Source organism: Mycobacterium sp. NGS61 (assembly GCF_059812325.1).
This window is the reverse complement of the sequence record NZ_JCALCL010000001.1, coordinates 951,254-975,999: the sequence shown is the minus strand read 5'-3', so window position 1 is coordinate 975,999 and position 24,746 is coordinate 951,254. Positions and strand designations below refer to the sequence as shown.

Here is a 24,746-nt window from a genome sequence, read left to right as displayed (position 1 = left end):
CCTTTTCGGCACTCGATGCCATATTGTGACCAGAACCACTCAGGATTGTCGAGACCCGCGCGAAAGGGAACGCTGTGAACAACGACGACACGATGGACAACGAGAACCAGAACGAGACCGAGCTGGTCTCCGAGACGCTGGTCGAAGAGGTGTCCATCGACGGTATGTGCGGGGTCTACTGACCGTGGCGGTGCCCGCGCACGCCGGGCAGCTCGACGCAGCCGCGTTCGACCCCGGCCGCGGCTGGCGTCTGCACCCGCAGGTGGCCGTTCGGCCGGAACCCTTTGGCGCGCTGCTGTATCACTTCGGCACCCGCAAGCTCTCGTTCCTGAAAAACCGCACCATTCTGACGGTGGTGCGGTCACTGGCCGAGCATCCCGACGTGCGCTCGGCATTACAGGCCGCGGGCGTCGACGACGCCGACCAGGGCCCGTATCTACACGCGCTGCGCGTGTTGGCCGATTCCACGATGTTGCTGCCGCAGGAGGACGAATGACCGCACCGGCCAAGGTGCCCCGGCTCATCGAGCAGTTCGAGCACGGACTGGATGCGCCGATCTGTCTGACCTGGGAGCTGACCTACGCCTGCAACCTGGCGTGCGTGCACTGCCTGTCATCGTCGGGCAAACGCGACCCCCGGGAGTTGTCCACCCGCCAGTGCCAGGACATCATCGACGAGCTGGAACGCATGCAGGTGTTCTACGTGAACATCGGTGGCGGCGAACCCACTGTGCGCCCGGACTTTTGGGAACTGGTGGATTATGCGACCGCACACCACGTCGGGGTCAAGTTCTCCACCAACGGTGTGCGCATCAGTCCCGAGGTGGCTGCGCGGCTGGCCGCCAGCGATTACGTCGATGTGCAGATCTCGCTGGACGGCGCGACCGCCGAGGTCAATGACGCCGTGCGCGGCGCCGGCTCGTTCGACATGGCGGTGCGTGCCTTGCAGAACCTGGCCGACGCCGGCTTCCGGGATGCGAAGATCTCGGTGGTGGTCACCCGCCACAACGTCGGTCAGCTCGACGAATTCGCCGCGCTGGCAAGCCGTTACGGCGCCACGCTGCGGATCACCCGGTTGCGCCCCTCAGGTCGCGGCGCCGATGTCTGGGAGGAGCTGCACCCCACCGCCGAGCAGCAGGTCCAGCTGTACGACTGGTTGGTCGCCAAGGGTGAGCGGGTGCTCACCGGTGACTCGTTCTTCCACCTGGCCCCGCTGGGCTCCGCCGGTGCGCTGGCCGGGCTCAACATGTGTGGCGCCGGACGGGTGGTGTGCCTGATCGACCCGGTCGGGGACGTCTACGCCTGCCCGTTCGCCATCCACGACCGCTTCCTGGCCGGCAACGTGCTGTCCGACGGCGGCTTTGACAATGTCTGGAAGAACGCGCCGCTGTTCCGCGAATTGCGCGAGCCGCAGTCCGCGGGAGCCTGCGGCAGCTGCGGACACTACGACAGCTGCCGGGGCGGCTGTATGGCCGCCAAATTCTTCACCGGCCTACCGCTGGACGGGCCCGACCCCGAATGCGTCCAGGGTTACGGCGCACCGGCGCTGGCGACCGAACGCGAGACGCCCCGGCCGCGCGTCGATCACTCCCGCGGTCGCCGCATCAGCACCCCGGTGCCGCTCACGCTCTCGATGCGGCCACCGAGCCGGATCTGCAACGAAAGTCCCGTATAGCCATGGCAGACCAATGGTTTGAAACTGTTGCCATTGCCCAACAGCGTGCCAAGCGGCGGCTACCGAAATCGGTCTATTCGTCTTTGATTTCGGCCAGCGAAAAAGGCGTCACTGTCGCCGACAATGTCGCGGCGTTCAGCGAACTCGGTTTTGCCCCGCACGTCGTCGGGGCCAGCGAGAAACGCGACCTCGCGACCACTGTTATGGGCCAGGACATTTCCCTGCCGGTCCTCATTTCCCCCACCGGCGTGCAGGCGGTCGACCCCGAGGGGGAGGTGGCCGTGGCCCGGGCGGCGGCCGCTCGCGGCACGGCAATGGGTTTGTCGTCGTTCGCCAGCAAGCCGATCGAGGAGGTCGTGGCGGCGAACCCGAAGATCTTCTTCCAGATCTACTGGCTCGGCGACCGGGACGCGATCGCCGCGCGCGTCGAGCGGGCCCGACAGGCCGGTGCCGTCGGCCTGATCGTCACCACCGACTGGACGTTCTCCCACGGCCGGGATTGGGGCAGCCCCAAGATCCCCGAGGCGATGAACCTCAAGACCATGCTGCGGATGTCGCCGGAGGCGATCACCAAGCCGCGGTGGTTGTGGAAGTTCGGCAAGACGCTGCGGCCGCCGGACCTGCGGGTGCCCAACCAGGGCCGCCGCGGCGAGCCCGGCCCGCCGTTCTTCAACGCCTACGGCGAGTGGATGGGGACGCCGCCGCCGACCTGGGAAGACATCGCCTGGCTGCGCGATCTGTGGGGCGGACCGTTCATGCTCAAAGGCGTGATGCGCGTCGACGACGCCAAAAGGGCTGTCGACGCCGGTGTTTCGGCGATCTCGGTGTCCAACCACGGGGGCAACAACCTGGATGGCACGCCCGCGTCGATCCGTGCCCTGCCCGCTGTCGCGGCCGCCGTCGGCGACCAGGTCGAAGTGCTGTTCGACGGGGGAATCCGCCGCGGCAGCGATGTCGTGAAAGCGGTGGCGATGGGCGCCCGCGCGGTGATGATCGGGCGGGCTTACCTGTGGGGGCTGGCCGCAGCAGGCCAACCCGGCGTGGAGAACGTCCTCGACATCCTGCGCGGCGGCATCGACTCGGCGTTGATGGGCCTCGGGCACTCGTCCGTGCACGAGCTCAGTGCCGACGACATCCTGGTTCCGGACGGCTTCACCCGGACGTTGGGCGTGGGCTGAGCGGTGCCCCCCCGATTCGGGTGGCGCTCTGCGGTTACCACAAATGTGGTTGCGCCGAAAGGGCTTTAAATGACGAATCCGGCAAACATGGTACGGGCGGGGCAGTCGTGGCGAACGAGCATCGAATTCGCGTACTGGATCAATGTGGACAGAAAAAATTTGAATAGGTAGTGCAACAATTGGTGCACGACAGGTTAATTCGGCCTACCATCGGCGAGTGCCAATGCTCGGCGAGGTGGGGAGTGCAACGTCGAAGCAACTCTCGATATCCGCCCCGCCGTCAATAATGGTCCCGCTCGGATCCACCGAGCAGCACGGGCCGCACCTGCCATTGGATACCGACACCCGGATCGCGACGGCCGTCGCCCGTGCGATCGCCGAGCGGGTGGACTGGCTGGTGGCGCCCGCGATCGCCTACGGCGCCAGCGGCGAGCACCAGGACTTCGCCGGCACGATCTCGATCGGCACCGAGGCCTTGACCACCCTGCTGGTGGAGTTCGGCCGCTCGGCAACCTGCTGGGCCGGGCGCGTGGTCTTCGTCAACGGGCACGGCGGCAATGTGCCGGCGCTGGGCCGGGCGACCAGCGTGCTGCGATCCGAAGGTCGCGACGTCGGTTGGTGCCCGTGCGTGACAGCCGGTGGTGACGCGCATGCCGGGCATACCGAAACGTCGGTGTTACTGCTCATTTCGCCGGACGAGGTGCGTACCGACGCGATGCTCGCCGGCAACGAGGCGCCGTTGCGTGAGTTGCTGCCCGCGATGCGCCGCGGCGGGGTCGCGGCGGTGAGCCAGATCGGCGTGCTGGGTGATCCGACAACTGCCACGGCGGTCGAGGGGAAAAGGATCTTTGCTGAAATGGTCGACGATGGGGTGCGTCGAATTGCCCGGTGGCTGCCTGCGGGCGACGGGATGCTGACATGACGGCGCCGGCGACGGTGCAGAGGTGCGGCGATGCCGAGGAGCGGCGCACATGACGCAGACCCGCCTGCCGGACGGGTTTGCGGTACAGGTCGATCGTCGTGTGCGGGTGCTCGGCGACGGCAAGGCGCTGCTGGGCGGGTCGCCGACCCGGTTGCTGCGGCTGGCGCCGGCCGCCCAGAGCATGCTCTCCGACGGTCGCCTGAAGGTCAGCGACGAGCTCAGCGCCCAGCTGGCCCGCACCCTGCTCGACGCCACGGTGGCCCACCCGCGCCCGGCCACGGGACCGTCGCACCGCGATGTCACGGTCGTTATCCCGGTGCGCGACAACGTATCCGGTCTCCGCCGACTGGTGGCGTCGTTGCGCGGGCTGCGGGTGATCGTGGTGGACGACGGTTCCTCCCGCCCGGTCGAACTGGAAGATTTCACCGGTGCCCACTGTGACGTCGAAGTGCTGCATCACGTCCGCAGCAGAGGCCCGGCGGCCGCCCGCAACACCGGGCTGGCCGCGTGTTCTACCGATTTCGTCGCGTTCCTGGATTCCGACGTGGCACCGCGCCGCGGCTGGCTGGAAGCTCTGCTCGGTCACTTCTGTGACCCGACTGTCGCACTGGTCGCGCCCCGCATCGTCGGCCTGACGCCGACCGAGAATGTGATAAGCCGCTACGAAGCGGTGCATTCGTCGCTGGACCTGGGTTTGCGTGAGGCGCCGGTACTGCCGCACAGCACGGTGTCCTACGTGCCCAGCGCCGCGATCGTCTGCCGGACCTCGGCGATCCGGGAAGTGGGCGGCTTCGACGAGACCATGCACTCCGGTGAGGACGTCGACTTGTGCTGGCGCCTGGTGGAAGCCGGTGCCCGGCTGCGCTACGAGCCGATCGCGCGGGTTGCGCACGACCATCGGACCGAGCTCCGGGTCTGGATAGCGCGCAAGGCTTTCTACGGCGGGTCGGCGGCTCCGCTGTCGGTGCGCCACCCCGACAAGACCGCGCCGGTGGTCATCTCGGGGTGGGCATTGATCGCCTGGATCCTGATGTCGCTCGGCAGCGGCCTGGCCCAGCTGGCGTCCGTGGCCATCGCCGTATTGACGGGCCGGCGCATCGCGCGGGTCATGCGCAGCGCCGAGACCACGATGTGGGACGTGGTCGTGGTCGCCACCCGGGGCCTGTGGTCGGCGGCGCTGCAACTGGCGTCGGCGCTCTGTCGGCACTACTGGCCGCTGGCGCTGTTCGCGGCGATCCTGTCCCGGCACTTCCGGCGGGTCGTGCTGGTGGCGGCGGTCGTCGACGGTGTGACGGACTGGCTTCGCCGCCGCGACGCCGTCGACGACGACGCCGAGCCGATCGGGCTGCTGACCTACCTGCTGCTCAAGCGGGTCGACGATCTGGCCTACGGCATCGGGCTGTGGTACGGCGTGCTGCGCGAACGCAACATCGGCGCACTCAAGCCGCAGATTCGGACGTAACGCCCGCCTTGTCCGCAGCCGCCCGGCACAGCGACATCTTGGTCGTGGGCGCCGGAAGCGCCGGTTCGGTTGTCGCCGAACGCCTTTCCGCGGATTCCCGCTGCACGGTGCGGGTATTGGAGGCCGGCCCCGGACTGGTCGACCCGGATCTGCTGGCCCGCACCCGCAACGGGCTGCAGTTGCCCATCGGCACGGGCAGTCCGTTGGCCGAGCGCTACCTGGCCAACCTCACCGACCACCCGGTCCGGCAGCTGCCGATCGTGCGGGGGACGACCGTCGGCGGCTCCGGTGCGGTCAACGGCGGCTACTTCTGCCGCGGGCTCCCCGACGACTTCGACAGCCTCGGCCTACCCGGCTGGGGGTGGCCCGACGTACTCGAACACTTCCGGGCCATCGAGACCGACCTGGATTACCAAACTCCCGGGCACGGCGACAATGGGCCCATCCCGGTCCGGCGCACCGCGGAGTTCACCGGGGCCTCCGAAACCTTTGTCGCCGCCACCCGGCGCGCCGGGTTTCCCTGGTTGACCGACCTCAACGACGTCGGACCGCTCCCGGTGGCGGGGGTGGGGGCGGTGCCGCTCAATATCGTCGACGGGGTGCGAACCGGGTCGGGCGCCGCCTTCCTGATACCCGCACTGCATCGCCCGAACCTCACCCTGCTGGCACAGACGCGGGCGCTGCGGTTGCGGTTTGCCGGCGGGTCGGCGACCGGGGTGGACACGATCGGTCCCGACGGCCCTGTCACCTTCAGCGCAGAACGAATCGTGTTGTGCGCCGGGGCAATACGATCGGCACAGCTGCTGATGCTGTCTGGCATCGGTGCCGAGTCGGTGCTGCGGGCGGCCGGTATAGCGGTGCGGGAGGCGCTGCCGGTCGGACAGCGATGCAGCGACCACCCGGAACAGGTGATGCCGACGAGTTGGGATGTGGCGGTGGACCGTCCGGTGCTGGAGGTGGTGCTGAGCACCGCCGACGGTATCGAGATACGGCCTTACACAGGTGGTTTCGTGGCCATGACCGGTGACGGCAGCGCCGGTCACCGCGACTGGCCGCACGTCGGGGTGGCGCTCATGCGGCCACGGGCGCGCGGCCGCGTGACGGTGGTGTCGGCCGATCCCTCGGTCCCGCCCCGGATCGAGCATCGTTACGACAGCGAGCCGGCCGACCTGGCGCAACTGCGGGACGGCACGACGCTGGCACGCGAATTGCTCTGCACATCAACGCATCTCGGCCAAGCCGTGTGGTCAACGTCGCAGCATCTGTGCGGCAGCATCCCGATGGGTATCGATGATGATCCGCACGCTGTCGTCGACAACCGTTGTCGGGTAAAGGGTTTGGACAACCTCTGGGTGATCGATGGTTCGGTGCTGCCGGTGGTGCCCAGTCGCGGACCGCACGCCACCATCGTGATGTTGGCTCACCGCGCGGCCGAATTCGTGGCCTGACAAGCGGTCAGCCGTGGCTCGCCGCCGGCTCCTCGGACATCACCACACGTGCCACCGGTGCAGGTTGCGCGGCCGCCGCCGCCCGGGCCGCCAGCGGTGCGGGCAACGCCGATGCTGCGGGCGCGTCCACTTCCACCACTTCGTCCGGGACGGTCCGTAGCGGCGAGATCGGCTGACGTGTCACCGACCCCACCGATCTCGCCGCTACTGCCGACCCCGACGAACCCACCGGCACAGCCGATGTTGTCGCAGGGCCCCCCGGCCCCAACGGTCCACTGATGGCCACCGCTTGTGCGGCAGCGGGCGCCACCGCAGCGCTGTGGCTCAGCGCTGCACGCCCGAGCGTCTGCTGGGGCACTGCCGCCTCGGCCTCGAAGCTGGAGTTGTTCGCGGCCTCGCTGATTCCGTACTGCTGCGCGCCCATACTCATGAGTTGCACGAATTGGTTGTGAAATTGGTTCGCCTGGGCGCTGATCGCCTGGAATGCCTCGGCATGCGCGCCGAACAATGCCGCGATCTGCGCCGACACGGCGTCGGCGCCCGCGGGCGCCAGTACCCCTGTCGTGGGACCCACGGCTGCCGAGCCGGCATCACTGATCGCCGATCCGATGTTCGCCAAATCCGTTGCCGCCGCGGCAACGTACTGCGGCGCTGCGATCACATACGACATTCCGGTTCCCTCAGTTGGCCTAGATAGAGTCCGCTGCCCGCCGACGAACCTTGCCCCCGAACAGATGGTAACCAGCAGCGCCGGTCGCGCGTGCCGTTTTGGCGGAATGCGTTCCGGACCCACCGCAGCCCGGGAGCCCGGGGACCGGCCAGGACCGCCGACTCGCGACGATGACAGCCGAGGGCAGGTTTCAGGGTCTCGGCCATAGCCGGCGAATGTTGTACTCGAACCCGGAGGTGCATCACAATCGAGCAGGTGAGTGACACAGATCCTCGCCCGGCGCGGTCCAGGGCCCGTTTGCTGGAAGCCGCCGCCGCGCTGCTGCGCTCCGGAGGTCCCAGTGCGGTGACCATCGACGCGGTCACCCGAGCCGCCAACGTGGCCCGAGCCACGTTGTACCGCCACTTCCCGAGCGGAAACGATTTACTGGCAGCAACTTTCAGCAGCCTCATCCCCGCCGCGCCGACACCGCCCGAAGACGGCCCGCTGCGGGACCGGCTGGTGGCGCTCTTGCTGGCGCAGGCCGAGTTGATCGCCGAAGCCCCCGCGGTACTGACCGCGACAGCGTGGCTGGCGCTGGGATCGGATCTGCAGGAGTTGCCCGGGCCCGGCGACGGCAGCGGCACGCCGAACGCGATGGCCACCTTGCGCGAGCGCATCGCCCAGCAATACGCGGCACCGTTCGACGTCATCTTCGGCAGCCCCGAGGCGGTGGCCGAACTGGGCGAGGTCGACCGGTCCCGCGCGATTGCCCTGCTGATCGGACCGGTGGCCATAGGGCGGTTATCCACCCTGCCGGATTTCGACTACCGCGAAACCGTGCAGGCGGCCGTCGACGGCTTCCTGTACGTGCAGCGCGCCCAGGCACGCGCCGACGCGGCGGACACCCGATCGGCAGGTGCCTGACCCGCCCTATAAGCCCAGCTAGGGCCGTTGCCGGCGAGGAATCTGCGGCCGCAGTCGGCACGACGTCGCAAGATTTGGCCGAGCGCTGATCTTCAGGCATACTGTTCAGGTTGCCCAGCGCCAGGTTTGCGCCTGGCCGGGCATACGACCAGCGCCCACCAGGGCGCGTCCGGTCCCAACCTTGGAGCGCGACAATTTCGGTCGCCTACAAGGCTGCGTGCGGGTGACACATCCGGGCGCGGGGGAGCGGCTGGACCACGACAGGTAAACAGCGGCGCAGTATCCGGCGCAACGCTAGAGCGGCCCCCGAGGGGCGTCGTTCTCGCGCGTCGGGTGGCACTGGGTGGAAGAAGAGGTAGGAGAAGCGTGGCGGGACAGAAGATCCGCATCAGGCTCAAGGCCTACGACCATGAGGCTATCGACGCGTCGGCGCGCAAGATCGTCGAAACCGTCGTACGTACCGGAGCCAGCGTCGTCGGACCGGTGCCGCTGCCGACCGAGAAGAATGTGTACTGCGTCATCCGCTCACCGCACAAGTACAAGGACTCGCGGGAGCACTTCGAGATGCGCACACACAAACGGTTGATCGACATCCTCGACCCGACGCCGAAGACCGTTGACGCACTCATGCGCATCGATCTGCCGGCCAGTGTCGACGTCAACATCCAGTAGGAGATCGGCGACCAATGGCGAGAAAAGGCATTCTGGGTACCAAGCTGGGCATGACGCAGGTATTCGATGAGAACAACAGAGTCGTGCCCGTGACGGTCGTCAAGGCCGGTCCGAACGTGGTGACCCGCATCCGTACCCCCGAGCAGGACGGGTACAGCGCCGTGCAGTTGGCCTACGGGGAGATCAGTCCGCGCAAGGTCAACAAGCCGGTCACCGGCCAGTACGCCGCGGCGGGTGTCAACCCGCGCCGGCACCTGGCCGAGTTGCGGCTCGACGATCCGGAGGCGGCGGCCGAGTATCAGGTCGGTCAGGAGCTGACGGCGGAGATCTTCGCTGACGGCGCCTATGTCGACGTGACCGGCACCTCCAAGGGCAAGGGCTTCGCCGGCACCATGAAGCGGCACGGTTTCCGTGGTCAGGGCGCCAGCCACGGCGCCCAGGCGGTGCACCGGCGCCCGGGATCGATCGGCGGATGTGCCACTCCGGCAAGGGTGTTCAAAGGCACCCGGATGGCCGGGCGGATGGGTAGCGACCGCGTCACCGTGCAGAACCTGGTGGTGCACAAGGTCGATGCCGCGAACGGTGTGCTGTTGATCAAGGGCGCGGTTCCCGGCCGCACCGGTGGACTCGTCGTGGTCCGCACTGCGATCAAACGAGGTGAGAAGTAATGGCGCTCAAACTCGACGTGAAGACGCCGGCGGGTGACACCGACGGCACCATCGAGCTGCCGGCCGAGCTGTTCGACGCACCGGCCAACATCGCGTTGATGCACCAGGTGGTGACCGCCCAACGGGCGGCGGCACGGCAGGGTACGCACGCGACGAAGACCCGGGGCGACCTCAGCGGTGGTGGCCGCAAGCCCTACCGGCAAAAGGGCACCGGTCGCGCGCGGCAGGGTTCGACCCGTGCCCCGCAGTTCACCGGCGGTGGCGTGGTGCACGGTCCCCAGCCGCGCGACTACAGCCAGCGCACGCCCAAGAAGATGATCGCCGCCGCTTTGCGCGGGGCGCTGTCGGACCGGGCGCGCAACGGGCGCATCCACGCGGTGACCGAGTTGGTGTCGGGGCAGACCCCATCCACCAAGAGCGCCAAGGCTTTTCTGGGCACGCTGACCGACCGCAAGCAGGTGCTGGTGGTCATCGGCCGCAGCGACGAGGCCGGCGCGAAGAGCGTGCGCAACCTGCCCGGCGTGCACATCTTGCCGTCGGACCAACTCAATACCTACGACGTGCTGCGAGCCGACGACGTGGTGTTCAGCGTCGAGGCGTTGAACGCCTACATCGCGGCCAACACCGGTCATAAGGCAACTTCCGAGGAGGTAACGGCGTAGATGGCGACCATCGCTGACCCCCGCGACATCATTTTGGCGCCGGTCATCTCGGAGAAGTCCTACGGACTGCTCGACGACAATGTGTACACCTTCGTGGTGCACCCCGACTCGAACAAGACGCAGATCAAGATCGCTGTCGAGAAGATCTTTGCCGTCAAGGTCGTATCGGTGAACACCGCGAATCGGCAGGGCAAGCGCAAGCGCACCCGGACCGGTTACGGCAAGCGCAAGAGCACCAAGCGCGCCATCGTGACCCTGGCACCGGGCAGCAAGCCGATCGACCTGTTCGGAGCACCGGCCTAGCGCCGCGCGCGAGAGAGAGCTGATCAGACATGGCAATTCGCAAGTACAAGCCGACGACACCGGGTCGCCGCGGTGCCAGCGTGTCCGACTTCGCCGAGATCACTCGGACGACGCCGGAGAAGTCGCTGGTTCGCCCGTTGCACGGTCGCGGTGGTCGTAACGCGCACGGCCGGATCACCACCCGCCACAAGGGCGGTGGCCACAAGCGTGCCTACCGGGTGATCGACTTCCGCCGCAACGACAAGGACGGGGTGAACGCCAAGGTCGCGCATATCGAGTACGACCCGAACCGCACCGCCCGCATCGCCCTGCTCCATTTCCTGGACGGCGAAAAGCGTTACATCATTGCGCCGAACGGTCTTTCGCAGGGTGACATCGTCGAGTCGGGGGCCAACGCCGACATCAAGCCCGGCAACAACCTGCCGCTGCGCAACATACCCGCCGGCACCCTGGTGCACGCGGTGGAGCTGCGCCCCGGCGGTGGCGCCAAGCTCGCGCGCTCGGCCGGGTCGAGCATCCAGCTGCTCGGTAAGGAAGCCACCTACGCCTCGCTGCGGATGCCCAGTGGTGAGATCCGCCGCGTCGACGTGCGCTGCCGCGCAACCGTTGGTGAGGTCGGCAACGCCGAACAGGCAAACATCAACTGGGGCAAGGCCGGTCGGATGCGGTGGAAGGGCAAGCGCCCGTCCGTCCGTGGTGTGGTGATGAACCCGGTCGACCACCCGCACGGCGGTGGTGAGGGTAAGACCTCGGGTGGTCGGCACCCGGTGAGCCCGTGGGGCAAGCCCGAGGGCCGTACCCGCAACCCGAACAAAGCAAGCAACAAGCTCATTGTCCGACGCCGGCGCACCGGCAAGAAGCACGGCCGGTAGGAGTAACCAACCATGCCACGCAGCCTCAAGAAGGGCCCGTTCGTCGACGACCATCTGCTCAAGAAGGTCGACGTGCAGAACGAGAAGAACAGCAAGCAGGTCATCAAGACCTGGTCGCGCCGCTCGACCATCATTCCCGACTTCATCGGGCACACCTTCGCGGTGCACGACGGCCGCAAGCACGTCCCGGTGTTCGTCACCGAATCGATGGTGGGCCACAAGCTCGGTGAATTCGCTCCCACCCGCACCTTCAAGGGGCACATCAAGGACGACCGGAAGAGCAAGAGGCGATGAGTACCACCACTACCGAATATCCGTCGGCGACCGCCAAGGCGCGGTTCGTGCGGGTGTCGCCGCGAAAGGCGCGCCGGGTCATCGACCTGGTGCGCGGGCGGTCGGTGACCGACGCGCTCGACATCCTGCGCTGGGCGCCGCAGGCCGCCAGCGAGCCGGTGGCCAAGGTGATCGCCAGTGCCGCGGCCAACGCGCAGAACAACAACGGACTGGACCCGGCCACCCTGGTGGTGGCCACGGTGTATGCCGACGAGGGCCCGACCGCCAAGCGCATCCGCCCCCGGGCGCAGGGACGCGCGTTCCGGATCCGCCGGCGTACCAGCCACATCACGGTGATCGTGGAAAGCCGGCCCAGCCGCGACGAGCGGTCGTCGAAGTCGTCGCGGACCCGTCGCGCCGAAGGCAGCAAGGCCGCCGCGAAGGCCGGGCCCGCCTCGGCCGCGAAGAAGGCGCCCGCCAAGAAGGCACCTGCCAAGAAGGCACCCGCGAAAACCGCTGAGGCTGCTGACGCGAAGGGAGGCTCAGACTAGTGGGCCAGAAGATCAATCCGCACGGCTTCCGCCTGGGCATCACCACCGACTGGAAGTCGCGCTGGTACGCCGACAAGCAGTACGCCGAGTACGTCAAGGAGGACGTCGCGATCCGGCGCCTGCTGTCGACCGGCCTGGAGCGCGCCGGCATCGCCGACGTGGAGATCGAGCGCACCCGCGACCGGGTACGGGTGGACATCCACACCGCCCGGCCGGGCATCGTGATCGGCCGGCGGGGTACTGAGGCCGACCGGATCCGCGCCGACCTGGAAAAGCTGACCAAAAAGCAGGTGCAGCTCAACATCCTCGAGGTGAAAAACCCTGAGTCGCAGGCACAATTGGTGGCCCAGGGCGTCGCCGAGCAGTTGAGCAACCGGGTGGCGTTCCGTCGCGCGATGCGTAAGGCCATCCAGTCGGCGATGCGGCAGCCCAATGTGAAGGGCATCCGGGTGCAGTGCTCGGGCCGCCTTGGCGGTGCGGAGATGAGCCGCTCGGAGTTCTACCGCGAAGGCCGGGTGCCGCTGCACACGTTGCGGGCCGACATCGACTACGGCCTCTACGAGGCCAAGACCACGTTCGGCCGGATCGGCGTGAAGGTGTGGATCTATAAGGGCGACATCGTCGGCGGCAAAAGGGAATTGGCCGCCGCCGCCCCCGCGGGCGGGGAGCGTCCGCGCCGGGAGCGGCCGTCGGGCACCCGTCCGCGCCGCAGCGGTGCCTCGGGTACGACGGCGACCGGCACCGACGCCGGCCGTGCGGCCGGTGGCGAAGAGACTGCTGTTGCCCCCGAAGCGGCGGCCCCAGCAGAAGCGCAGAGCACGGAGAGCTGAATCATGTTGATTCCCCGCAAGGTCAAGCACCGCAAGCAGCATCACCCCCGCCAGCGCGGTATCGCCAGTGGCGGCACCGCGGTGAATTTCGGTGACTACGGCATCCAGGCCCTCGAGCACGCCTACGTCACCAACCGGCAGATCGAGTCCGCGCGTATCGCCATCAACCGGCACATCAAGCGTGGCGGCAAGGTGTGGATCAACATCTTCCCCGACCGCCCGCTGACCAAGAAGCCGGCCGAGACCCGGATGGGTTCGGGTAAGGGTTCGCCCGAGTGGTGGGTGGTCAACGTCAAGCCGGGCCGGGTGTTGTTCGAGCTCAGCTACCCGAACGAGCAGATCGCGCGTGCGGCGCTCACCCGGGCGATTCACAAGCTGCCGATCAAGGCACGCATTGTTACCCGAGAGGATCAGTTCTGATGGCAGTGGGAATTTCGCCGGGTGAACTGCGTGAGCTCACCGACGAAGAGCTACAAGAGCGCATCCGGGAATCCAAGGAAGAGCTGTTCAACCTGCGCTTCCAGTTGGCGACCGGGCAGCTGAGCAACAACCGCCGGCTCCGCGTGGTGCGCCACGAAATCGCGCGCGTCTACACGGTGCTGCGCGAACGAGAACTGGGTCTGGCTTCCGGGCCCGACGGCGATAAGGAATCGTGATGGCAGACGCTAACACTCCCGCGAAAGCGGCACCCAAGAAGGCTGCTTCCAGTTCGAAAGCAGCTACGGACGCGGCGCCAAAGGAGAAGGGCCCCAAGCACACTCCGGCTACGCCGAAGCCGCGCGGACGTCGCAAGACGCGCATCGGCTACGTGGTGAGCGACAAGATGCAGAAGACCATCGTCGTCGAACTCGAAGACCGGGTGAAGCACCCGTTGTACGGCAAGATCATTCGGACCACCAAGAAGGTCAAGGCGCACGACGAGAACAGCATTGCCGGCATCGGCGACCGCGTCTCGTTGATGGAGACGCGTCCGCTCTCGGCGACCAAGCGCTGGCGACTGGTGGAGATTCTCGAGAAGGCCAAGTAGCCGGCCACTAACGCAGGTTCCGCAGCAACGCGCGCAGCCGTTCGCGGGTGGCGTTCTCGGGATCGCTGAGGCGCAGTTGCAGCAGTTCCCGGCCGGCGGCGTAGAGGATCCGGGCGGTGTATTCGGGATCGTGCACGTCCGGATTGATGCGCAACAACTCCGCCGTCAGGAATCCCCGGACCAACTCCTGAGATTGGGCCAGCCGGGTGTGTAACTGCGGCGGAGCGCCCTGCGGGGGAAACAGGAATAACCGCCACGTCGCCGGGTTCGCGTCCACCGCGGCCAGCACCCCGTCGAGCGCGCGCACCAGCGTCTGATTCCGTTCGCTGGGCTCGCCCAACTCGCTGATCGCGCCGAAGAACTGCTGGCCGGCCCGGGCCGCTTCCCGGTCGATCAACGCGACAAAGAGGCCCGCCGGGTCACCGAACTGCTGATAGATCAGCGATCGATTGATGCCGGCCGCCTGCGCGATCCGGTTCGGCGTCGCCGCGTGAAATCCCTCGGCGTCGGCGATCGCGTGGGTGATGTCGAGGATCTGCTCGCGCCGACCTTCGGCTGTCATCCGCCGCTTGGGCGCGTCCCTGGTCGCGTGGGTCACACTTGACAGCATAACTAACACTTTGTGACTATTGCTCACAAAGTGTTAGTTATTGAGAGGTCTTGATGGTCACCTATTTTCCGGAGCTCGCCCGACGGGTCGCAAGCCAGCGCGAGTTACAGCCAGACCTCTACGGCGACATCGACTTTGACGCACACCCCTACCGCTTGACCGGGCAGCCCGGTGACAAGTCGTCGCTGCCGGACTGGGTCGGCGACCGCGAGTCGATCCTGCACGACGACCGGGTGCGGGAACTGATGGAAACGGCCACCATGCTCGGGGACGTGGTGGCCGACCCGTATGCGGCGCTGATGAGTCGCTACAGCGTGGCCGCGCTGATCGACATGCTCAAGACGGCGTGCCGCCACGGCATCGAGGCGGTACCCGATGCGCCGGAAGAACTCGCGGCGTTCATCGCCGCCATGGAAGCCACCCCGGACTGGATCAACCTCGACCTGGTGGAAGAAGGTGCTCAGACCGCACGCATCTCGGCGGCGCTGATCGCCCACTTCATCACCCGGGGCGCCTTCATCGCGACGTTCACCAACACCTACGCCGCGCTGCCGATGGGTCTGACCGGTGCGCTCTCCGGCCGCCGTGCTGCGCGTCGGGTCAACGAGACGGCCAGCTTCTTCGCCGTCACCACGCTGCCCGGTGCGTTGAAGCGTTACGGGCCAGGGTTTGAGGCGGCCGCCATGGTGCGGCTGATGCACTCGATGGTCCGCTACAACGCACTGAAGAAGTCCGGCAAATGGGACGTCGACATCTACGGCATACCGGTGCCGCAGGTCGATCAGATGCCGGCCGGAATGATCGGCCAGTACCTGACCTCCCAGCAGGTGCTGCGACAGGGCCGCACGGAGTTCAACGACGAGGAACGCGCCCTCGTCGAATTCGGCCGGTACCGCTGCTTCCTGCTCGGGCTGCCGGAGGAGTTGCTGCCCACCACGCCCGGTGACACCGTGCACGTCATGCACGCCCGCGCGGCGCTGCTGCGCGACGGGTTCGACGCGGTCTGCCGCGAACTCGTCGACTCCACGATGGATGCCTATCTGCGGCCGGGCACCACGCTGTTCGACCGCGCCGCTGAGGCGGTGGAAAAGAGTTACAGCAAGGAGTCCTTCGTGCGGGCGTTCTGCAACGGCAACCGCGCCGCCGCTGCCGCCATGGGCGTCTCGATCGGACTGGCGGACCGCGCACGCATCGCGCTCACCGGTCCGTTCATTGCCGGACGGTATCTCGTCGTGAGTCGCCTCGCCCGCGTCCCGGCGTTGCGTGAGCTCGTCGACCAGTACATCATCGGGTTGCTCAAACTGCGGCTGGCTACCTACGGCAAACCCGAATTCACCAGTGACGCAGCGCATTACACACCGATCTCAGCCGCACCACGTGGTGGGACCACAACGCTTGTCCACTGATTGGGGGACGCCGGAAACCCCCCGAAGGTAGCGACGATCGGTGGAATCCCTGCACCGGGGCACGGCGCTAATTTATGAAGCAACGAAGCGCACTGCACCCAAAGGAGATTCCCATGGCCCACGACGTTCTGTTCTGCGAGACCGAGGTCGTCTACTCGATGCCGATCTACAAGGCTGACGACGCCTGCGAATGATCTTCCCCAGCAAACGGCGCCGCGGACATGAGTCACCGGCGCCGTTTTGCATGCAGCCAGCGCGTGTCGTCGGGATCGGCCGTCGTCAACTCCAGGCCGGCGCGATCCAGCTCGGTCCGGATCGCGGCGGCAGAGATCTCCTCGGCCGTCAGCGATTGGCGCCAAACCCGGCCGTCGGCGGCCAGCGTGAACTCGCCCGCACTGATCCCGCCGCTGTTGGAGTGGATCGTCAGGGTGGTCGTCACCCCGTCCAGGGTCAGCGACTTCGACCAGCCAGCCGGCCGGGCGCCAAGCAGTGACGCCGGCGCCCACTGAATGATGGCCTGCCCGTCGGCTTTCAGATGGCGGGCCACGGTGGCCAACACAGACCTGCGCTGCTGCGTACCCGGGTAGTTGACCATGTTGCCGATCACCAGGACGACGTCGAATTGCTCATCGAGCCGCAGGTCCTCGATGCGGGCTTGTTTTGTGCGCGCATGCCGGATGTGGGCCAACATGTCCGGTGAGTCGTCGACGGCGGTGACCCGGTGACCGAGCTCGGCCAGCGGATCGGCAATGCGTCCGGTACCCGCACCCAGGTCGAGCACCGAACTGTGCGGCGCCAGTTGCGATTGGATGTACTCGATCTCGCCCAGCGACGGCAGGCGGCGGTAGATTTCCACTGCAGTGCCGTCGGCCGCCACCGCACCGGACTGCTGCACGCCCGGATCTTGCGCCACTTGTATCGTCCTCCCGCCTGAAACGGAACACATGCGAACCTACTCTGCGGGTGCAGCTGGCAATCCGCTCGGCGTCGATCTGACGGATCCGACGACCTTCGCCGACGGGTTCCCGCACCAGGTGTTCGGACGCCACCGCCAGCAGGCGCCGGTGTTCTGGCACGAACCCACCGAACACACCCCCGACGGCGAAGGCTTCTGGTCGGTCGCCAGATACACCGACACCATTGCGGTGCTTCGTGATTCGACCACCTTCTCGTCGGTCACCGGTGGGAAGCGGCCGTTCGGGGGCACGCTGCTGCAGGACATGCCGGTCGCCGGCCAGGTGATCAACATGATGGACGATCCACGGCACGCGGACATCCGGCGATTGGTCAGCTCCGGCCTGGGGCCGCGCATGATCGGCCGGGTGGAGGACGACCTGCGCGGGCGGGCGCGCCGGTTGCTCGACCGGATCGAACCGGGCGCGCCGTTCGACTTCGCGGTCGACATCGCCCCGGAACTGCCCCTGCAGGCGATCTGCATCCTGCTCGGCGTGCCCGAGGTGGACCGGCACTGGCTGCTGGCCGAGCTGGAAACGGTGCTGGAATTTCGCGGTTCCCGAAAAGACTACGTATCAACGGTTTTCGGGAAGAACCCGGAATCCCGCCGGGATGACTACGGCCGCGAACTGATCGCCCGCAAACGCACGCAGCCCACCGACGACATGCTGTCCATCGTCGCCAATGCCACCGTGGACGGCGCCCCGTTCCTGTCCGACGATGAGGTGTACCTGTTCTTCCACCAACTGTTCAGCGCGGGCGCCGACACCACCCGCAACGTCACCAGTGTCGGCCTGCTCGCCCTGGCCGACCGACCCGACCAGTGGCGCCGGTTGCGTGCCGACCCGGGCCTGCTGCCGACGGCCATCGAGGAAATGGTGCGGTGGACCACGCCGTCGCCGTCGAAGCGGCGGACCGCCACCTGCGACGTCACGGTGGGGGGCCAGCCGGTCCAGGCGGGGGACAAAGTGTTGGTGTGGGAAGGCTCGGCCAACCGTGACCCCGCCGTGTTCGACCGTCCGGACGAGTTCGACATCACCCGAAAACCCAACCCGCACTTGGGTTTCGGTCAAGGTGTGCACTACTGTTTGGGCGCCAACCTGGCCCGGCTGGAGCTGCGGGTGTTTTTCGGGGAACTGTTGCCGCGCTTCGAACGGCTGGACATCGTGGCCCCGGTCGAGTGGGCGCGCAGCAACCGCCGCAACGGTCTGCAGAGCCTGGTCGTGGAATTCCGCTGAAAAGTACTTTCTCTCAGGCTTTTCTTCGGTCCACTGGTTACTGTCACCGCGGTGTAATCTCGCACGCGATGTCCGGCGAATGAGTTCACTACGGGAGTGAGGCCGACGGTTATGACTGGGTCGACAGAGTTTCGGGGCAAGATCGAGCTGGACATCCGCGATTCGGAGCCGGACTGGGGCCCGTACGCTGCGCCGACCGCCCCGGAGAACTCGCCGAACATCCTGTACATGGTGTGGGATGACATCGGCATCGCCACCTGGGATTGCTTCGGTGGGCTGGTCGAGATGCCGGCGATGACGCGCATCGCCGAGCGCGGTGTGCGCCTCTCGAATTTCCACACCACCGCGCTGTGCTCACCGACCCGGGCGTCCCTACTGACCGGACGCAACGCCACCACCGTCGGCATGGCCACCATCGAAGAATTCACCGACGGCTTCCCGAACTGCAACGGCCGCATCCCGGCTGACACCGCCCTGCTCTCCGAGGTTCTCAACGAGCGCGGCTACAACACCTACTGCGTGGGCAAATGGCACCTGACCCCGCTCGAGGAGTCCAGCATGGCCGCGACCAAGCGGCACTGGCCGACTTCGCGCGGCTTCGAACGCTTCTATGGCTTCATGGGTGGCGAAACGGACCAGTGGTACCCCGACCTGATGTACGACAACCACCCGGTTGATCCGCCCGGTACCCCCGAGGAGGGCTATCACCTGTCCAAGGACATCGCCGACAGGACAATCCAATTCATCCGCGACGCCAAGGTGATCGCACCCGACAAGCCGTGGTTCAGCTACGTCTGCCCCGGCGCCGGCCATGCGCCGCACCACGTGTTCACCGAGTGGGCCGACAAGTACACAGGCGTGTTCGATATGGGCTACGAGGCCTACCGGGACATCACGCTGGAGAAAATGAAGGCGATGGGCATCGTGCCCCCGGACACCGAACTGTCGCCGATGAACCCCTACATCGACGTCAAAGGACCCAACGGCGAGCCGTGGCCGTTGCAGGACACCGTACGGGCCTGGGACTCGCTCAGCGACGACGAGAAGAAGCTGTTCGCCCGGATGGCCGAGGTGTTCGCCGGCTTCCTGAGCTACACCGACGCCCAGATCGGCCGGATCCTCGACTATCTCGACGAGTCCGGCCAGTTGGACAACACCATCATCGTGGTGATCTCGGACAACGGCGCCAGCGGTGAGGGCGGTCCCAACGGATCGGTCAACGAAGGCAAATTCTTCAACGGCTACATCGACACCGTCGAAGAAAGCATGAAGCAGTTCGACCACCTCGGCGGGCCGGAGACCTACAACCACTATCCGATCGGCTGGGCGATGGGTTTCAACACGCCGTACAAGCTGTTCAAGCGCTACTCGTCGCACGAGGGCGGTATCGCCGACACCGCGATCATCTCCTGGCCCAACGGCATTGCCGCGCACGGTGCGGTCCGCGACAACTACATCAACGTCTGCGACATCACCCCGACCGTGTACGAACTTTTGGGAATGACGCCCCCGGACACCGTCAAGGGCATTCCGCAGAAACCCCTCGACGGGGTGAGTTTCAAAGCCGCCCTTGATGATCCAGCGGCAGACACCGGCAAGAAGACGCAGTTCTACACCATGCTCGGCACCCGGGGGATCTGGCACGAAGGGTGGTTCGCCAACACCATCCACGCCGCCTCGCCCGCGGGTTGGTCGCACTTCGACAGAGACCAGTGGGAGCTGTTCCACCTCGACGCCGATCGCAGCCAGTGCCACGATCTGGCCGCCGAGCACCCGGAGAAGCTCGAAGAACTCAAGGCGTTGTGGTTCGCCGAGGCGGAGAAGTACAACGGGCTGCCGCTGGCCGACCTGAACATGCTCGAGACGCTGACCAGGTTCCGGCCCTATCTGAGCGGCGACCGCAACAGTTACGTCTACTACCCCAACTGCGCCGACGTGGGCATCGGCTCGGTCGCCGAGATTCGCGGCCGTTCGTTCGCGGTGCTGGCCGACGTCACCGTGGACACCACCGGAGCCGAAGGCGTGCTGTTCAAACAGGGCAGCGCGCACGGCGGGCACGTGCTGTTCCTGCAGGACGGGCGCCTGCATTACGTCTACAACTTTCTCGGTGAGCGCCAGCAGGAGGTCTCGTCCAATGGCCCTATCCCGCTGGGTCGGCACCTGTTCGGTGTTCGTTACGAACGCAGCGGCACCGTCCCGAACAGTCACACTCCGATCGGCGACGTGACGCTCTATTTCGATGAGCACGTGGTCGGGACGTTGCCGGAAGTGGTGTCCCATCCGGGCACATTCGGGTTGGCCGGCGCCGGCCTCACGGTGGGCCGCAATGGTGGCTCGAGCGTGTCCAGTCGCTACAAGGCGCCGTTCATCCTGACCGGTGCCACCGTCGCCCAGGTCACCGTCGACCTGTCGGGCCGGCCTTACGAAGACGTGGAAAAAGATATCGCCCTTGCCTTTTCGCGGGATTGAGTCCGCGGTGCGTCGGCTGGTCGGGTTGGGTTTTCTGCTGGGCATCTCGATGGTGGTCGTCAGTTGCCAGAACACCGGGGGGACTGCCGCACCGCCTCAGCATTCGGACCCTGCGATGCCGGTGCCGGGCATCGCGGCCACCCAGTCCGAGAACCTGGCACCCGAGACGCTGGTCTGCCCTGCGGCCCCGGACGGGGACGGCCCCGCCGCGGTCGCCGCGGTCGCCGACCCGGCCGCGCCGCGCATCACGATCAGCGTCCCCGACGGGTGGAGCACGGCACCCGGCGACGGGGATACGGCGCTGACGTTGACCGGTCCGCACGCCATGTCCGCCACGGTGACCATCACCGCGACGGAACTGGAACCGGAGAGCGCTTTCCTGCGCCATACCGCCGGCGTCGGCGGCACGGCGCCGCGTCTGAAATTATCGGTGACGGGCGCGCCGTTCTGTGGTTTCAGCAGCGAACAGCTCACCGGCACCCTGCAGGGGCCCTCCGGCGGGATCGACTTCGCCGACCGCGTCACCCACATCTGGACGAACACCAAGCAATACCTGGTGACCATTCATCTCGAGGGCAGATCCGGTTCCCCCGGATTCAGCGCAGCCAAATCCACGTTGACGCAGGATTTCGCCGTCGTCATACCCTGAAGACGTGCTGACCGAGCTTGTCGCAGTGACCGGTGGACCTTTCCGCATGGGGTCAACGAGTTTCTATCCCGAGGAAGCGCCGATCCACACCGTGTCGGTGGCTGATTTCGCGCTGGAGAAACACCCGGTCACCAATGCCCAGTTCGCCGAATTCGTCGCTGCCACAGGCTATGTGACGGTAGCCGAGCAACCCCTGGACCCCGCACTGTATCCCGGTGTGGCTCCGGACGAGTTGCGTCCGGGCGCGATGGTGTTCCGGACGACACCGGGCCCGGTCGACTTGCGCGACTGGCGGCAGTGGTGGGACTGGGCGCCGGGCGCGTGCTGGCGGCACCCGCTCGGCCCGGACAGCGAGGTGGCCGCCAAAGCCGACCACCCTGTCGTTCAGGTGGCCTATCCCGATGCTGCGGCCTATGCGCGGTGGGCCGGGCGGCGTTTGCCGACCGAGGCCGAATGGGAGTACGCCGCACGAGCCGGGACGGTGAGCGCCTACCCGTGGGGCGCGGACGAGCGGCCCGGCGGCCGGTTGATGGCCAACACCTGGCAGGGCAGATTTCCGTACCGCAACGACGGCGCGCTGGGTTGGGTCGGGTCCTCACCGGTGGGTACCTTCCCGCCGAACGGCTTCGGGTTGCTCGACATGATCGGGAACGTGTGGGAGTGGACCACAACAGAATTCAGCGCCCACCACCGACCCGACCAGCCCCCGAAAGCCTGCTGCGCCCCCGCCGGGCCGGCCGATCCCGCGGTGAGCCAGACGCTCAAAGGCGGTTCGCATCTGTGCGCACCGGAATACTGTCACCGGTACCGTCCCGCGGCCCGCTCGCCGCAGTCGCAGGACACCGCGACAACCCACATCGGATTTCGCTGTGCGGCGGATTCGACCCGCGTCGAATAATTTCGCGTGGCGCATTGCGGCGGGAAAATCTATGAGTTTCAATAGCCTTTCTTCGCCCTTGCTAATGAAAGGCTGCGTCCGATGAGCCATCAGGCCCCGCCGACCGCACCGCCGCCGACGATGCCGGCCGATCAGACGGGATCCGAGGCGAGGGCCCGAGGAAAGCGCGTCCTCGTGGATATCGGTGTGGTCCTCACTGTGATCCTGATCTATGTGCTGTCGCTGGTGGGGGTACACCTGCTGACCACGTCCACTGGCGCACCAGACGTGGACTTGGAAGCCAACAATGACACCGTGGTGAAGGTGCGACTGGAGAAGCTGGACACGGTCGCCAATCGTCTGACGGTGAATGTCCTTGTCATTCCTGAAAAGGAGAAATTGAAAGACAAGGCGCTCGCGCAGCCCATCACGGTGCAGCTGTACCCCGAGAACGATTTAGGCGACCTGCAGTACCCGGTGGGTAAGACGCCGGCTCAAGCGAGCACGGTCATAGAGGCCGAAGGTGATCCCGCGATCTGGCCCTTCGACTCGTACACCACCGGCCTGGTCCAAGCCGATGTCATACTTGGGACCGGCGACAACCGCACTGTCGAAGACGGCCGTATCGAGGTCGTAGGAGCACCCGACGGTTGGGATGTCACTGTCAAGCGTGTTCCCGGCGAATACAGTGGAACAGCAGAGCGACCAACCGATGTCGTCATTACGCTGCACCGATCCAAAGGCACGCTCATATTTGACTTGGGCATTCTCGTGGTGCTGATCGCGTTACCCGCCTTGGCGTTGTGGGTATCGATTCCCATGGCCCTGGGTAAGAAGAAATTCTTGCCTCCGTTCGTTTCCTGGTTTGCGGCAATGCTGTTCGCCGTGGTGCCGTTGCGCAACATCCTGCCCGGCTCGCCGCCGCCCGGCTCCTGGGTTGACCAGGCCATCACGATGTGGGTGGTGCTCGCACTCATCGTCGCGATGACCCTGTTCATCTTCGCGTATCGAAGACAATCGGACTGACCCGCCCGGGTCGGCAGATCATTCTTCGGCCTGGGCGGCGCCGGGGGCGCTGATCGCGTCCACGGCCTCGGAGACCCTCGCCTGGAACTGCGGGGACAACGGGATGTAACCGACCCGGTTCAGGTCGACCTGGCCGGGGCCGATCGCCGCCTGCAGGAACGCCTTGACTGCCATCGCGACATCGGGCGAGGGGTACCGGGAGCAGACGATCTCGTAGGTGGCCATGACGATCGGGTAGACGTCGGGTTGGGCGGGGTTGTAGAACGACGAGATATCCAGCACGATGTCGTTTCCCCGGCCGACGATCTTGGCGCCCCGAATGGTCTTGCCGAGCGCGTCGGTGCCGATCCGGACCGGCCGCAGCGACCGGCGACTCGCCGGGGTCTTGATCTCCGCGGCGTAGAGCCCCTGCTTGAGGGCGAAGGACAGTTCGTTGTAACTGATCGCGCCCTCGGTGGACTTCACCAGCGCCGCCGTGCCGTCGTTGCCGACCGCCCCGGTGCCGACGCCCCCGCTGAACGTTTTGCTGGCGCCTTGACTCCACGCGCCGCCGGATGCGGCCTGCAGATAGGACTGGAAGTTGTGGGTGGTGCCGGAGGCGTCGCTGCGGTAGATGACCCGGATCTCCGCTGCCGGCATGGATGCGTTGAGCGCGGTGAGGGCCGGGTCGTCCCAGCGGGTGATGGTGCCGTTGAAGATCTTGGCCAGCGTGGGACCGTCGAGCACCAGCGAGTCCACGTTCGGGAGGTTGTAGGTGATGGCCATCGGGCCGAACACCACGGGCAGGTTCCACGCGTCGGCACCGCCGCAGCGTTGCTTGGCGGCGGCGTACTGATCACCGGACAACGGCGTGTCCGAACCAGCGAAATCGGTTTTGCCGGAGAGGAATTCACTGATACCCGCGCCCGACCCGATCGCTTCGTATCTGAGTGTCTGTTGCTGGCAGGCGGTCTGGTAGGCGTCGACGAAGCGCTGCATCGCGAACGTTTGCGCTGTCGACCCGCTGGCCGTCAACGTCTGCTTGCCGCCACAGTCCACTTTGGCTCCGTTGGTGTACGGCAGGGTCGCATGGGCCGCGCTGCTGCACCCCGCGAGGGCCAGCACCCCCGTGGCCAGCACGGCCATCGTCCCACTACGTCGGTGGCGCTTCATGCTATGGCTCCCTTGAGAACAACAGAGGTTTCAGCCGCGCGCAGCGATGCGCAGCGGCGCAATCGATCCCGTCGTCCTGGTTGCGACGCACCTTGACATTTACAACCGCCGAAATCGGTGCGCAAGCGAACAGTGCATGAACCGTCCGTCGGCACCGGATGAATCCCTGGTGTCCGGCGGCTGTTCGACCAGTCCTGGGCGTCGCCAAACCGTCTGTAGCCCAATGATTCCCACACCGATCTCACAG

The 24,746-nt window shown here is 66.6% G+C and carries 29 protein-coding genes and 1 pseudogene; 25 read left to right on the top strand and 5 right to left on the bottom strand.

Annotated features, from left to right (window positions below; translation table 11 throughout):
* Positions 1-74: 74 nt before the first annotated feature.
* From mftA to mftG, 7 genes are all read left to right on the top strand, one after another.
* The gene (mftA, locus tag AC5Y3Z_RS04745) at positions 75-182 is read left to right on the top strand and encodes a mycofactocin precursor MftA (RefSeq protein WP_463825799.1); all 108 of its coding nucleotides are present in this window, start codon (positions 75-77) and stop codon (positions 180-182) included.
* A gap of 2 nt (positions 183-184) precedes the next feature.
* The gene (gene mftB, locus AC5Y3Z_RS04740; protein ID WP_473139331.1) at positions 185-496 is read left to right on the top strand and encodes a mycofactocin biosynthesis chaperone MftB; all 312 of its coding nucleotides are present in this window, start codon (positions 185-187) and stop codon (positions 494-496) included.
* On the top strand, positions 493-1,674 hold the full coding sequence (gene mftC / locus AC5Y3Z_RS04735; protein WP_473139330.1) for a mycofactocin radical SAM maturase: 1,182 nt from the start codon (positions 493-495) through the stop codon (positions 1,672-1,674). The genes mftB and mftC overlap by 4 nt, the downstream gene beginning before the upstream one ends.
* Before the next feature lie 2 nt (positions 1,675-1,676).
* Entirely contained in the window at positions 1,677-2,852 is a 1,176-nt protein-coding gene (mftD, locus tag AC5Y3Z_RS04730) for a pre-mycofactocin synthase MftD (protein ID WP_473139329.1), read from the top strand.
* A 223-nt stretch (positions 2,853-3,075) separates the two neighbouring features.
* Positions 3,076-3,774, top strand: coding sequence for a mycofactocin biosynthesis peptidyl-dipeptidase MftE (gene mftE / locus AC5Y3Z_RS04725; RefSeq protein ID WP_473139499.1), 699 nt, complete (start codon positions 3,076-3,078; stop codon positions 3,772-3,774).
* A 49-nt stretch (positions 3,775-3,823) separates the two neighbouring features.
* A complete protein-coding gene (mftF, locus tag AC5Y3Z_RS04720; protein WP_473139328.1) occupies positions 3,824-5,236 on the top strand; it encodes a mycofactocin biosynthesis glycosyltransferase MftF in 1,413 nt (470 codons plus the stop codon).
* A gap of 8 nt (positions 5,237-5,244) precedes the next feature.
* Complete coding sequence (gene mftG, locus AC5Y3Z_RS04715; RefSeq protein ID WP_473139327.1) at positions 5,245-6,684, top strand: mycofactocin dehydrogenase MftG; 1,440 nt, start codon at positions 5,245-5,247, stop codon at positions 6,682-6,684.
* A 7-nt stretch (positions 6,685-6,691) separates the two neighbouring features.
* Here the strand turns inward: mftG and AC5Y3Z_RS04710 are convergent, their stop codons facing one another.
* Positions 6,692-7,354, bottom strand: coding sequence for a PE family protein (locus tag AC5Y3Z_RS04710; RefSeq protein WP_473139326.1), 663 nt, complete (start codon positions 7,352-7,354; stop codon positions 6,692-6,694).
* A 255-nt stretch (positions 7,355-7,609) separates the two neighbouring features.
* Here AC5Y3Z_RS04710 and AC5Y3Z_RS04705 point away from each other — a divergent pair, with 255 nt between their 5' ends.
* Complete coding sequence (locus AC5Y3Z_RS04705) at positions 7,610-8,260, top strand: TetR/AcrR family transcriptional regulator (RefSeq protein ID WP_473139325.1); 651 nt, start codon at positions 7,610-7,612, stop codon at positions 8,258-8,260.
* Positions 8,261-8,330: 70 nt separating this feature from the next.
* Here AC5Y3Z_RS04705 and AC5Y3Z_RS04700 read toward each other — a convergent pair.
* Positions 8,331-8,519 (bottom strand): annotated as a pseudogene (locus AC5Y3Z_RS04700) (hypothetical protein); the annotation flags it as partial.
* Between the two features lie 107 nt (positions 8,520-8,626).
* Here AC5Y3Z_RS04700 and rpsJ point away from each other — a divergent pair.
* The 11 genes from rpsJ to rpsQ are packed head-to-tail and all read left to right on the top strand — an operon-like array spanning position 8,627 to position 14,118.
* On the top strand, positions 8,627-8,932 hold the full coding sequence (gene rpsJ, locus AC5Y3Z_RS04695; RefSeq protein ID WP_003873519.1) for a 30S ribosomal protein S10: 306 nt from the start codon (positions 8,627-8,629) through the stop codon (positions 8,930-8,932).
* A gap of 14 nt (positions 8,933-8,946) precedes the next feature.
* Entirely contained in the window at positions 8,947-9,600 is a 654-nt protein-coding gene (gene rplC, locus AC5Y3Z_RS04690; protein WP_473139324.1) for a 50S ribosomal protein L3, read from the top strand.
* On the top strand, positions 9,600-10,262 hold the full coding sequence (gene rplD, locus AC5Y3Z_RS04685; RefSeq protein WP_500001799.1) for a 50S ribosomal protein L4: 663 nt from the start codon (positions 9,600-9,602) through the stop codon (positions 10,260-10,262). The genes rplC and rplD overlap by 1 nt, the downstream gene beginning before the upstream one ends.
* Positions 10,263-10,565, top strand: coding sequence for a 50S ribosomal protein L23 (gene rplW, locus AC5Y3Z_RS04680; RefSeq protein ID WP_463825809.1), 303 nt, complete (start codon positions 10,263-10,265; stop codon positions 10,563-10,565).
* A gap of 29 nt (positions 10,566-10,594) precedes the next feature.
* The gene (gene rplB / locus AC5Y3Z_RS04675) at positions 10,595-11,437 is read left to right on the top strand and encodes a 50S ribosomal protein L2 (protein WP_065159153.1); all 843 of its coding nucleotides are present in this window, start codon (positions 10,595-10,597) and stop codon (positions 11,435-11,437) included.
* 12 nt (positions 11,438-11,449) lie between these two features.
* On the top strand, positions 11,450-11,731 hold the full coding sequence (gene rpsS, locus AC5Y3Z_RS04670; RefSeq protein ID WP_085258074.1) for a 30S ribosomal protein S19: 282 nt from the start codon (positions 11,450-11,452) through the stop codon (positions 11,729-11,731).
* Positions 11,728-12,261 (top strand): 50S ribosomal protein L22, encoded by a 534-nt coding sequence (gene rplV, locus AC5Y3Z_RS04665; RefSeq protein ID WP_473139323.1) that lies wholly within the window; start codon positions 11,728-11,730, stop codon positions 12,259-12,261. Before rpsS ends, rplV begins: the two co-directional genes overlap by 4 nt.
* A complete protein-coding gene (gene rpsC / locus AC5Y3Z_RS04660) occupies positions 12,261-13,091 on the top strand; it encodes a 30S ribosomal protein S3 (protein WP_463825812.1) in 831 nt (276 codons plus the stop codon). The genes rplV and rpsC overlap by 1 nt, the downstream gene beginning before the upstream one ends.
* A gap of 3 nt (positions 13,092-13,094) precedes the next feature.
* Positions 13,095-13,511 (top strand): 50S ribosomal protein L16, encoded by a 417-nt coding sequence (rplP, locus tag AC5Y3Z_RS04655; RefSeq protein WP_463825813.1) that lies wholly within the window; start codon positions 13,095-13,097, stop codon positions 13,509-13,511.
* Positions 13,511-13,747 (top strand): 50S ribosomal protein L29, encoded by a 237-nt coding sequence (gene rpmC, locus AC5Y3Z_RS04650; RefSeq protein WP_463825814.1) that lies wholly within the window; start codon positions 13,511-13,513, stop codon positions 13,745-13,747. The genes rplP and rpmC overlap by 1 nt, the downstream gene beginning before the upstream one ends.
* Positions 13,744-14,118: a 30S ribosomal protein S17 gene (gene rpsQ / locus AC5Y3Z_RS04645; protein WP_463825815.1), complete on the top strand. Its 375-nt coding sequence runs from the start codon at positions 13,744-13,746 to the stop codon at positions 14,116-14,118. Before rpmC ends, rpsQ begins: the two co-directional genes overlap by 4 nt.
* A gap of 7 nt (positions 14,119-14,125) precedes the next feature.
* Here the strand turns inward: rpsQ and AC5Y3Z_RS04640 are convergent, their stop codons facing one another.
* Positions 14,126-14,680 carry a TetR/AcrR family transcriptional regulator gene (locus AC5Y3Z_RS04640; protein WP_473139498.1) on the bottom strand — a complete coding sequence of 185 codons (555 nt, stop codon included), beginning with the start codon at positions 14,678-14,680 and terminating at the stop codon, positions 14,126-14,128.
* A gap of 101 nt (positions 14,681-14,781) precedes the next feature.
* Between AC5Y3Z_RS04640 and AC5Y3Z_RS04635 the strand changes: the two genes are divergently transcribed.
* Positions 14,782-16,134 carry an oxygenase MpaB family protein gene (locus tag AC5Y3Z_RS04635; RefSeq protein WP_473139322.1) on the top strand — a complete coding sequence of 451 codons (1,353 nt, stop codon included), beginning with the start codon at positions 14,782-14,784 and terminating at the stop codon, positions 16,132-16,134.
* 226 nt (positions 16,135-16,360) lie between these two features.
* Here AC5Y3Z_RS04635 and AC5Y3Z_RS04630 read toward each other — a convergent pair whose 3' ends face one another.
* A complete protein-coding gene (locus AC5Y3Z_RS04630; protein WP_473139321.1) occupies positions 16,361-17,047 on the bottom strand; it encodes a class I SAM-dependent methyltransferase in 687 nt (228 codons plus the stop codon).
* Positions 17,048-17,078: 31 nt separating this feature from the next.
* Here AC5Y3Z_RS04630 and AC5Y3Z_RS04625 point away from each other — a divergent pair, with 31 nt between their 5' ends.
* From AC5Y3Z_RS04625 to AC5Y3Z_RS04605, 5 genes are all read left to right on the top strand, one after another.
* Entirely contained in the window at positions 17,079-18,326 is a 1,248-nt protein-coding gene (locus AC5Y3Z_RS04625) for a cytochrome P450 (protein ID WP_473139320.1), read from the top strand.
* A gap of 111 nt (positions 18,327-18,437) precedes the next feature.
* Positions 18,438-20,795, top strand: coding sequence for an arylsulfatase (locus AC5Y3Z_RS04620; protein ID WP_463825822.1), 2,358 nt, complete (start codon positions 18,438-18,440; stop codon positions 20,793-20,795).
* Positions 20,776-21,444, top strand: coding sequence for a hypothetical protein (locus AC5Y3Z_RS04615; RefSeq protein ID WP_499917885.1), 669 nt, complete (start codon positions 20,776-20,778; stop codon positions 21,442-21,444). Before AC5Y3Z_RS04620 ends, AC5Y3Z_RS04615 begins: the two co-directional genes overlap by 20 nt.
* A 4-nt stretch (positions 21,445-21,448) precedes the next feature.
* Complete coding sequence (locus AC5Y3Z_RS04610) at positions 21,449-22,342, top strand: formylglycine-generating enzyme family protein (RefSeq protein WP_473139319.1); 894 nt, start codon at positions 21,449-21,451, stop codon at positions 22,340-22,342.
* An 81-nt stretch (positions 22,343-22,423) separates the two neighbouring features.
* Complete coding sequence (locus AC5Y3Z_RS04605) at positions 22,424-23,347, top strand: DUF4436 domain-containing protein (protein WP_473139318.1); 924 nt, start codon at positions 22,424-22,426, stop codon at positions 23,345-23,347.
* 18 nt (positions 23,348-23,365) lie between these two features.
* On the opposite strand, the gene pstS is transcribed toward AC5Y3Z_RS04605, so the two are convergent.
* Positions 23,366-24,499 (bottom strand): phosphate ABC transporter substrate-binding protein PstS, encoded by a 1,134-nt coding sequence (pstS, locus tag AC5Y3Z_RS04600; protein ID WP_473139317.1) that lies wholly within the window; start codon positions 24,497-24,499, stop codon positions 23,366-23,368.
* Between the last annotated feature and the right edge of the window lie 247 nt (positions 24,500-24,746).

Excerpts from the sequence above, each read along its gene's own strand:
- mftD (WP_473139329.1), top strand. The coding sequence starts at position 1,677 with ATGGCAGACCAATGGTTTGAAACTGTTGCCATTGCCCAACAGCGTGCC.
- AC5Y3Z_RS04625 (WP_473139320.1), top strand. The coding sequence starts at position 17,079 with ATGCGAACCTACTCTGCGGGTGCAGCTGGCAATCCGCTCGGCGTCGAT.
- AC5Y3Z_RS04710 (WP_473139326.1), bottom strand. The coding sequence starts at position 7,354 with ATGTCGTATGTGATCGCAGCGCCGCAGTACGTTGCCGCGGCGGCAACG.
- rplV (WP_473139323.1), top strand. The coding sequence starts at position 11,728 with ATGAGTACCACCACTACCGAATATCCGTCGGCGACCGCCAAGGCGCGG.
- rplW (WP_463825809.1), top strand. The coding sequence starts at position 10,263 with ATGGCGACCATCGCTGACCCCCGCGACATCATTTTGGCGCCGGTCATC.
- mftC (WP_473139330.1), top strand. The coding sequence starts at position 493 with ATGACCGCACCGGCCAAGGTGCCCCGGCTCATCGAGCAGTTCGAGCAC.
- AC5Y3Z_RS04605 (WP_473139318.1), top strand. The coding sequence starts at position 22,424 with ATGAGCCATCAGGCCCCGCCGACCGCACCGCCGCCGACGATGCCGGCC.
- rplP (WP_463825813.1), top strand. The coding sequence starts at position 13,095 with ATGTTGATTCCCCGCAAGGTCAAGCACCGCAAGCAGCATCACCCCCGC.
- mftE (WP_473139499.1), top strand. The coding sequence starts at position 3,076 with ATGCTCGGCGAGGTGGGGAGTGCAACGTCGAAGCAACTCTCGATATCC.
- mftF (WP_473139328.1), top strand. The coding sequence starts at position 3,824 with ATGACGCAGACCCGCCTGCCGGACGGGTTTGCGGTACAGGTCGATCGT.
- AC5Y3Z_RS04635 (WP_473139322.1), top strand. The coding sequence starts at position 14,782 with ATGGTCACCTATTTTCCGGAGCTCGCCCGACGGGTCGCAAGCCAGCGC.
- AC5Y3Z_RS04640 (WP_473139498.1), bottom strand. The coding sequence starts at position 14,680 with ATGACAGCCGAAGGTCGGCGCGAGCAGATCCTCGACATCACCCACGCG.
- rplC (WP_473139324.1), top strand. The coding sequence starts at position 8,947 with ATGGCGAGAAAAGGCATTCTGGGTACCAAGCTGGGCATGACGCAGGTA.
- rpsS (WP_085258074.1), top strand. The coding sequence starts at position 11,450 with ATGCCACGCAGCCTCAAGAAGGGCCCGTTCGTCGACGACCATCTGCTC.
- pstS (WP_473139317.1), bottom strand. The coding sequence starts at position 24,499 with ATGAAGCGCCACCGACGTAGTGGGACGATGGCCGTGCTGGCCACGGGG.
- rpmC (WP_463825814.1), top strand. The coding sequence starts at position 13,511 with ATGGCAGTGGGAATTTCGCCGGGTGAACTGCGTGAGCTCACCGACGAA.
- AC5Y3Z_RS04620 (WP_463825822.1), top strand. The coding sequence starts at position 18,438 with ATGACTGGGTCGACAGAGTTTCGGGGCAAGATCGAGCTGGACATCCGC.
- rplB (WP_065159153.1), top strand. The coding sequence starts at position 10,595 with ATGGCAATTCGCAAGTACAAGCCGACGACACCGGGTCGCCGCGGTGCC.
- rplD (WP_500001799.1), top strand. The coding sequence starts at position 9,600 with ATGGCGCTCAAACTCGACGTGAAGACGCCGGCGGGTGACACCGACGGC.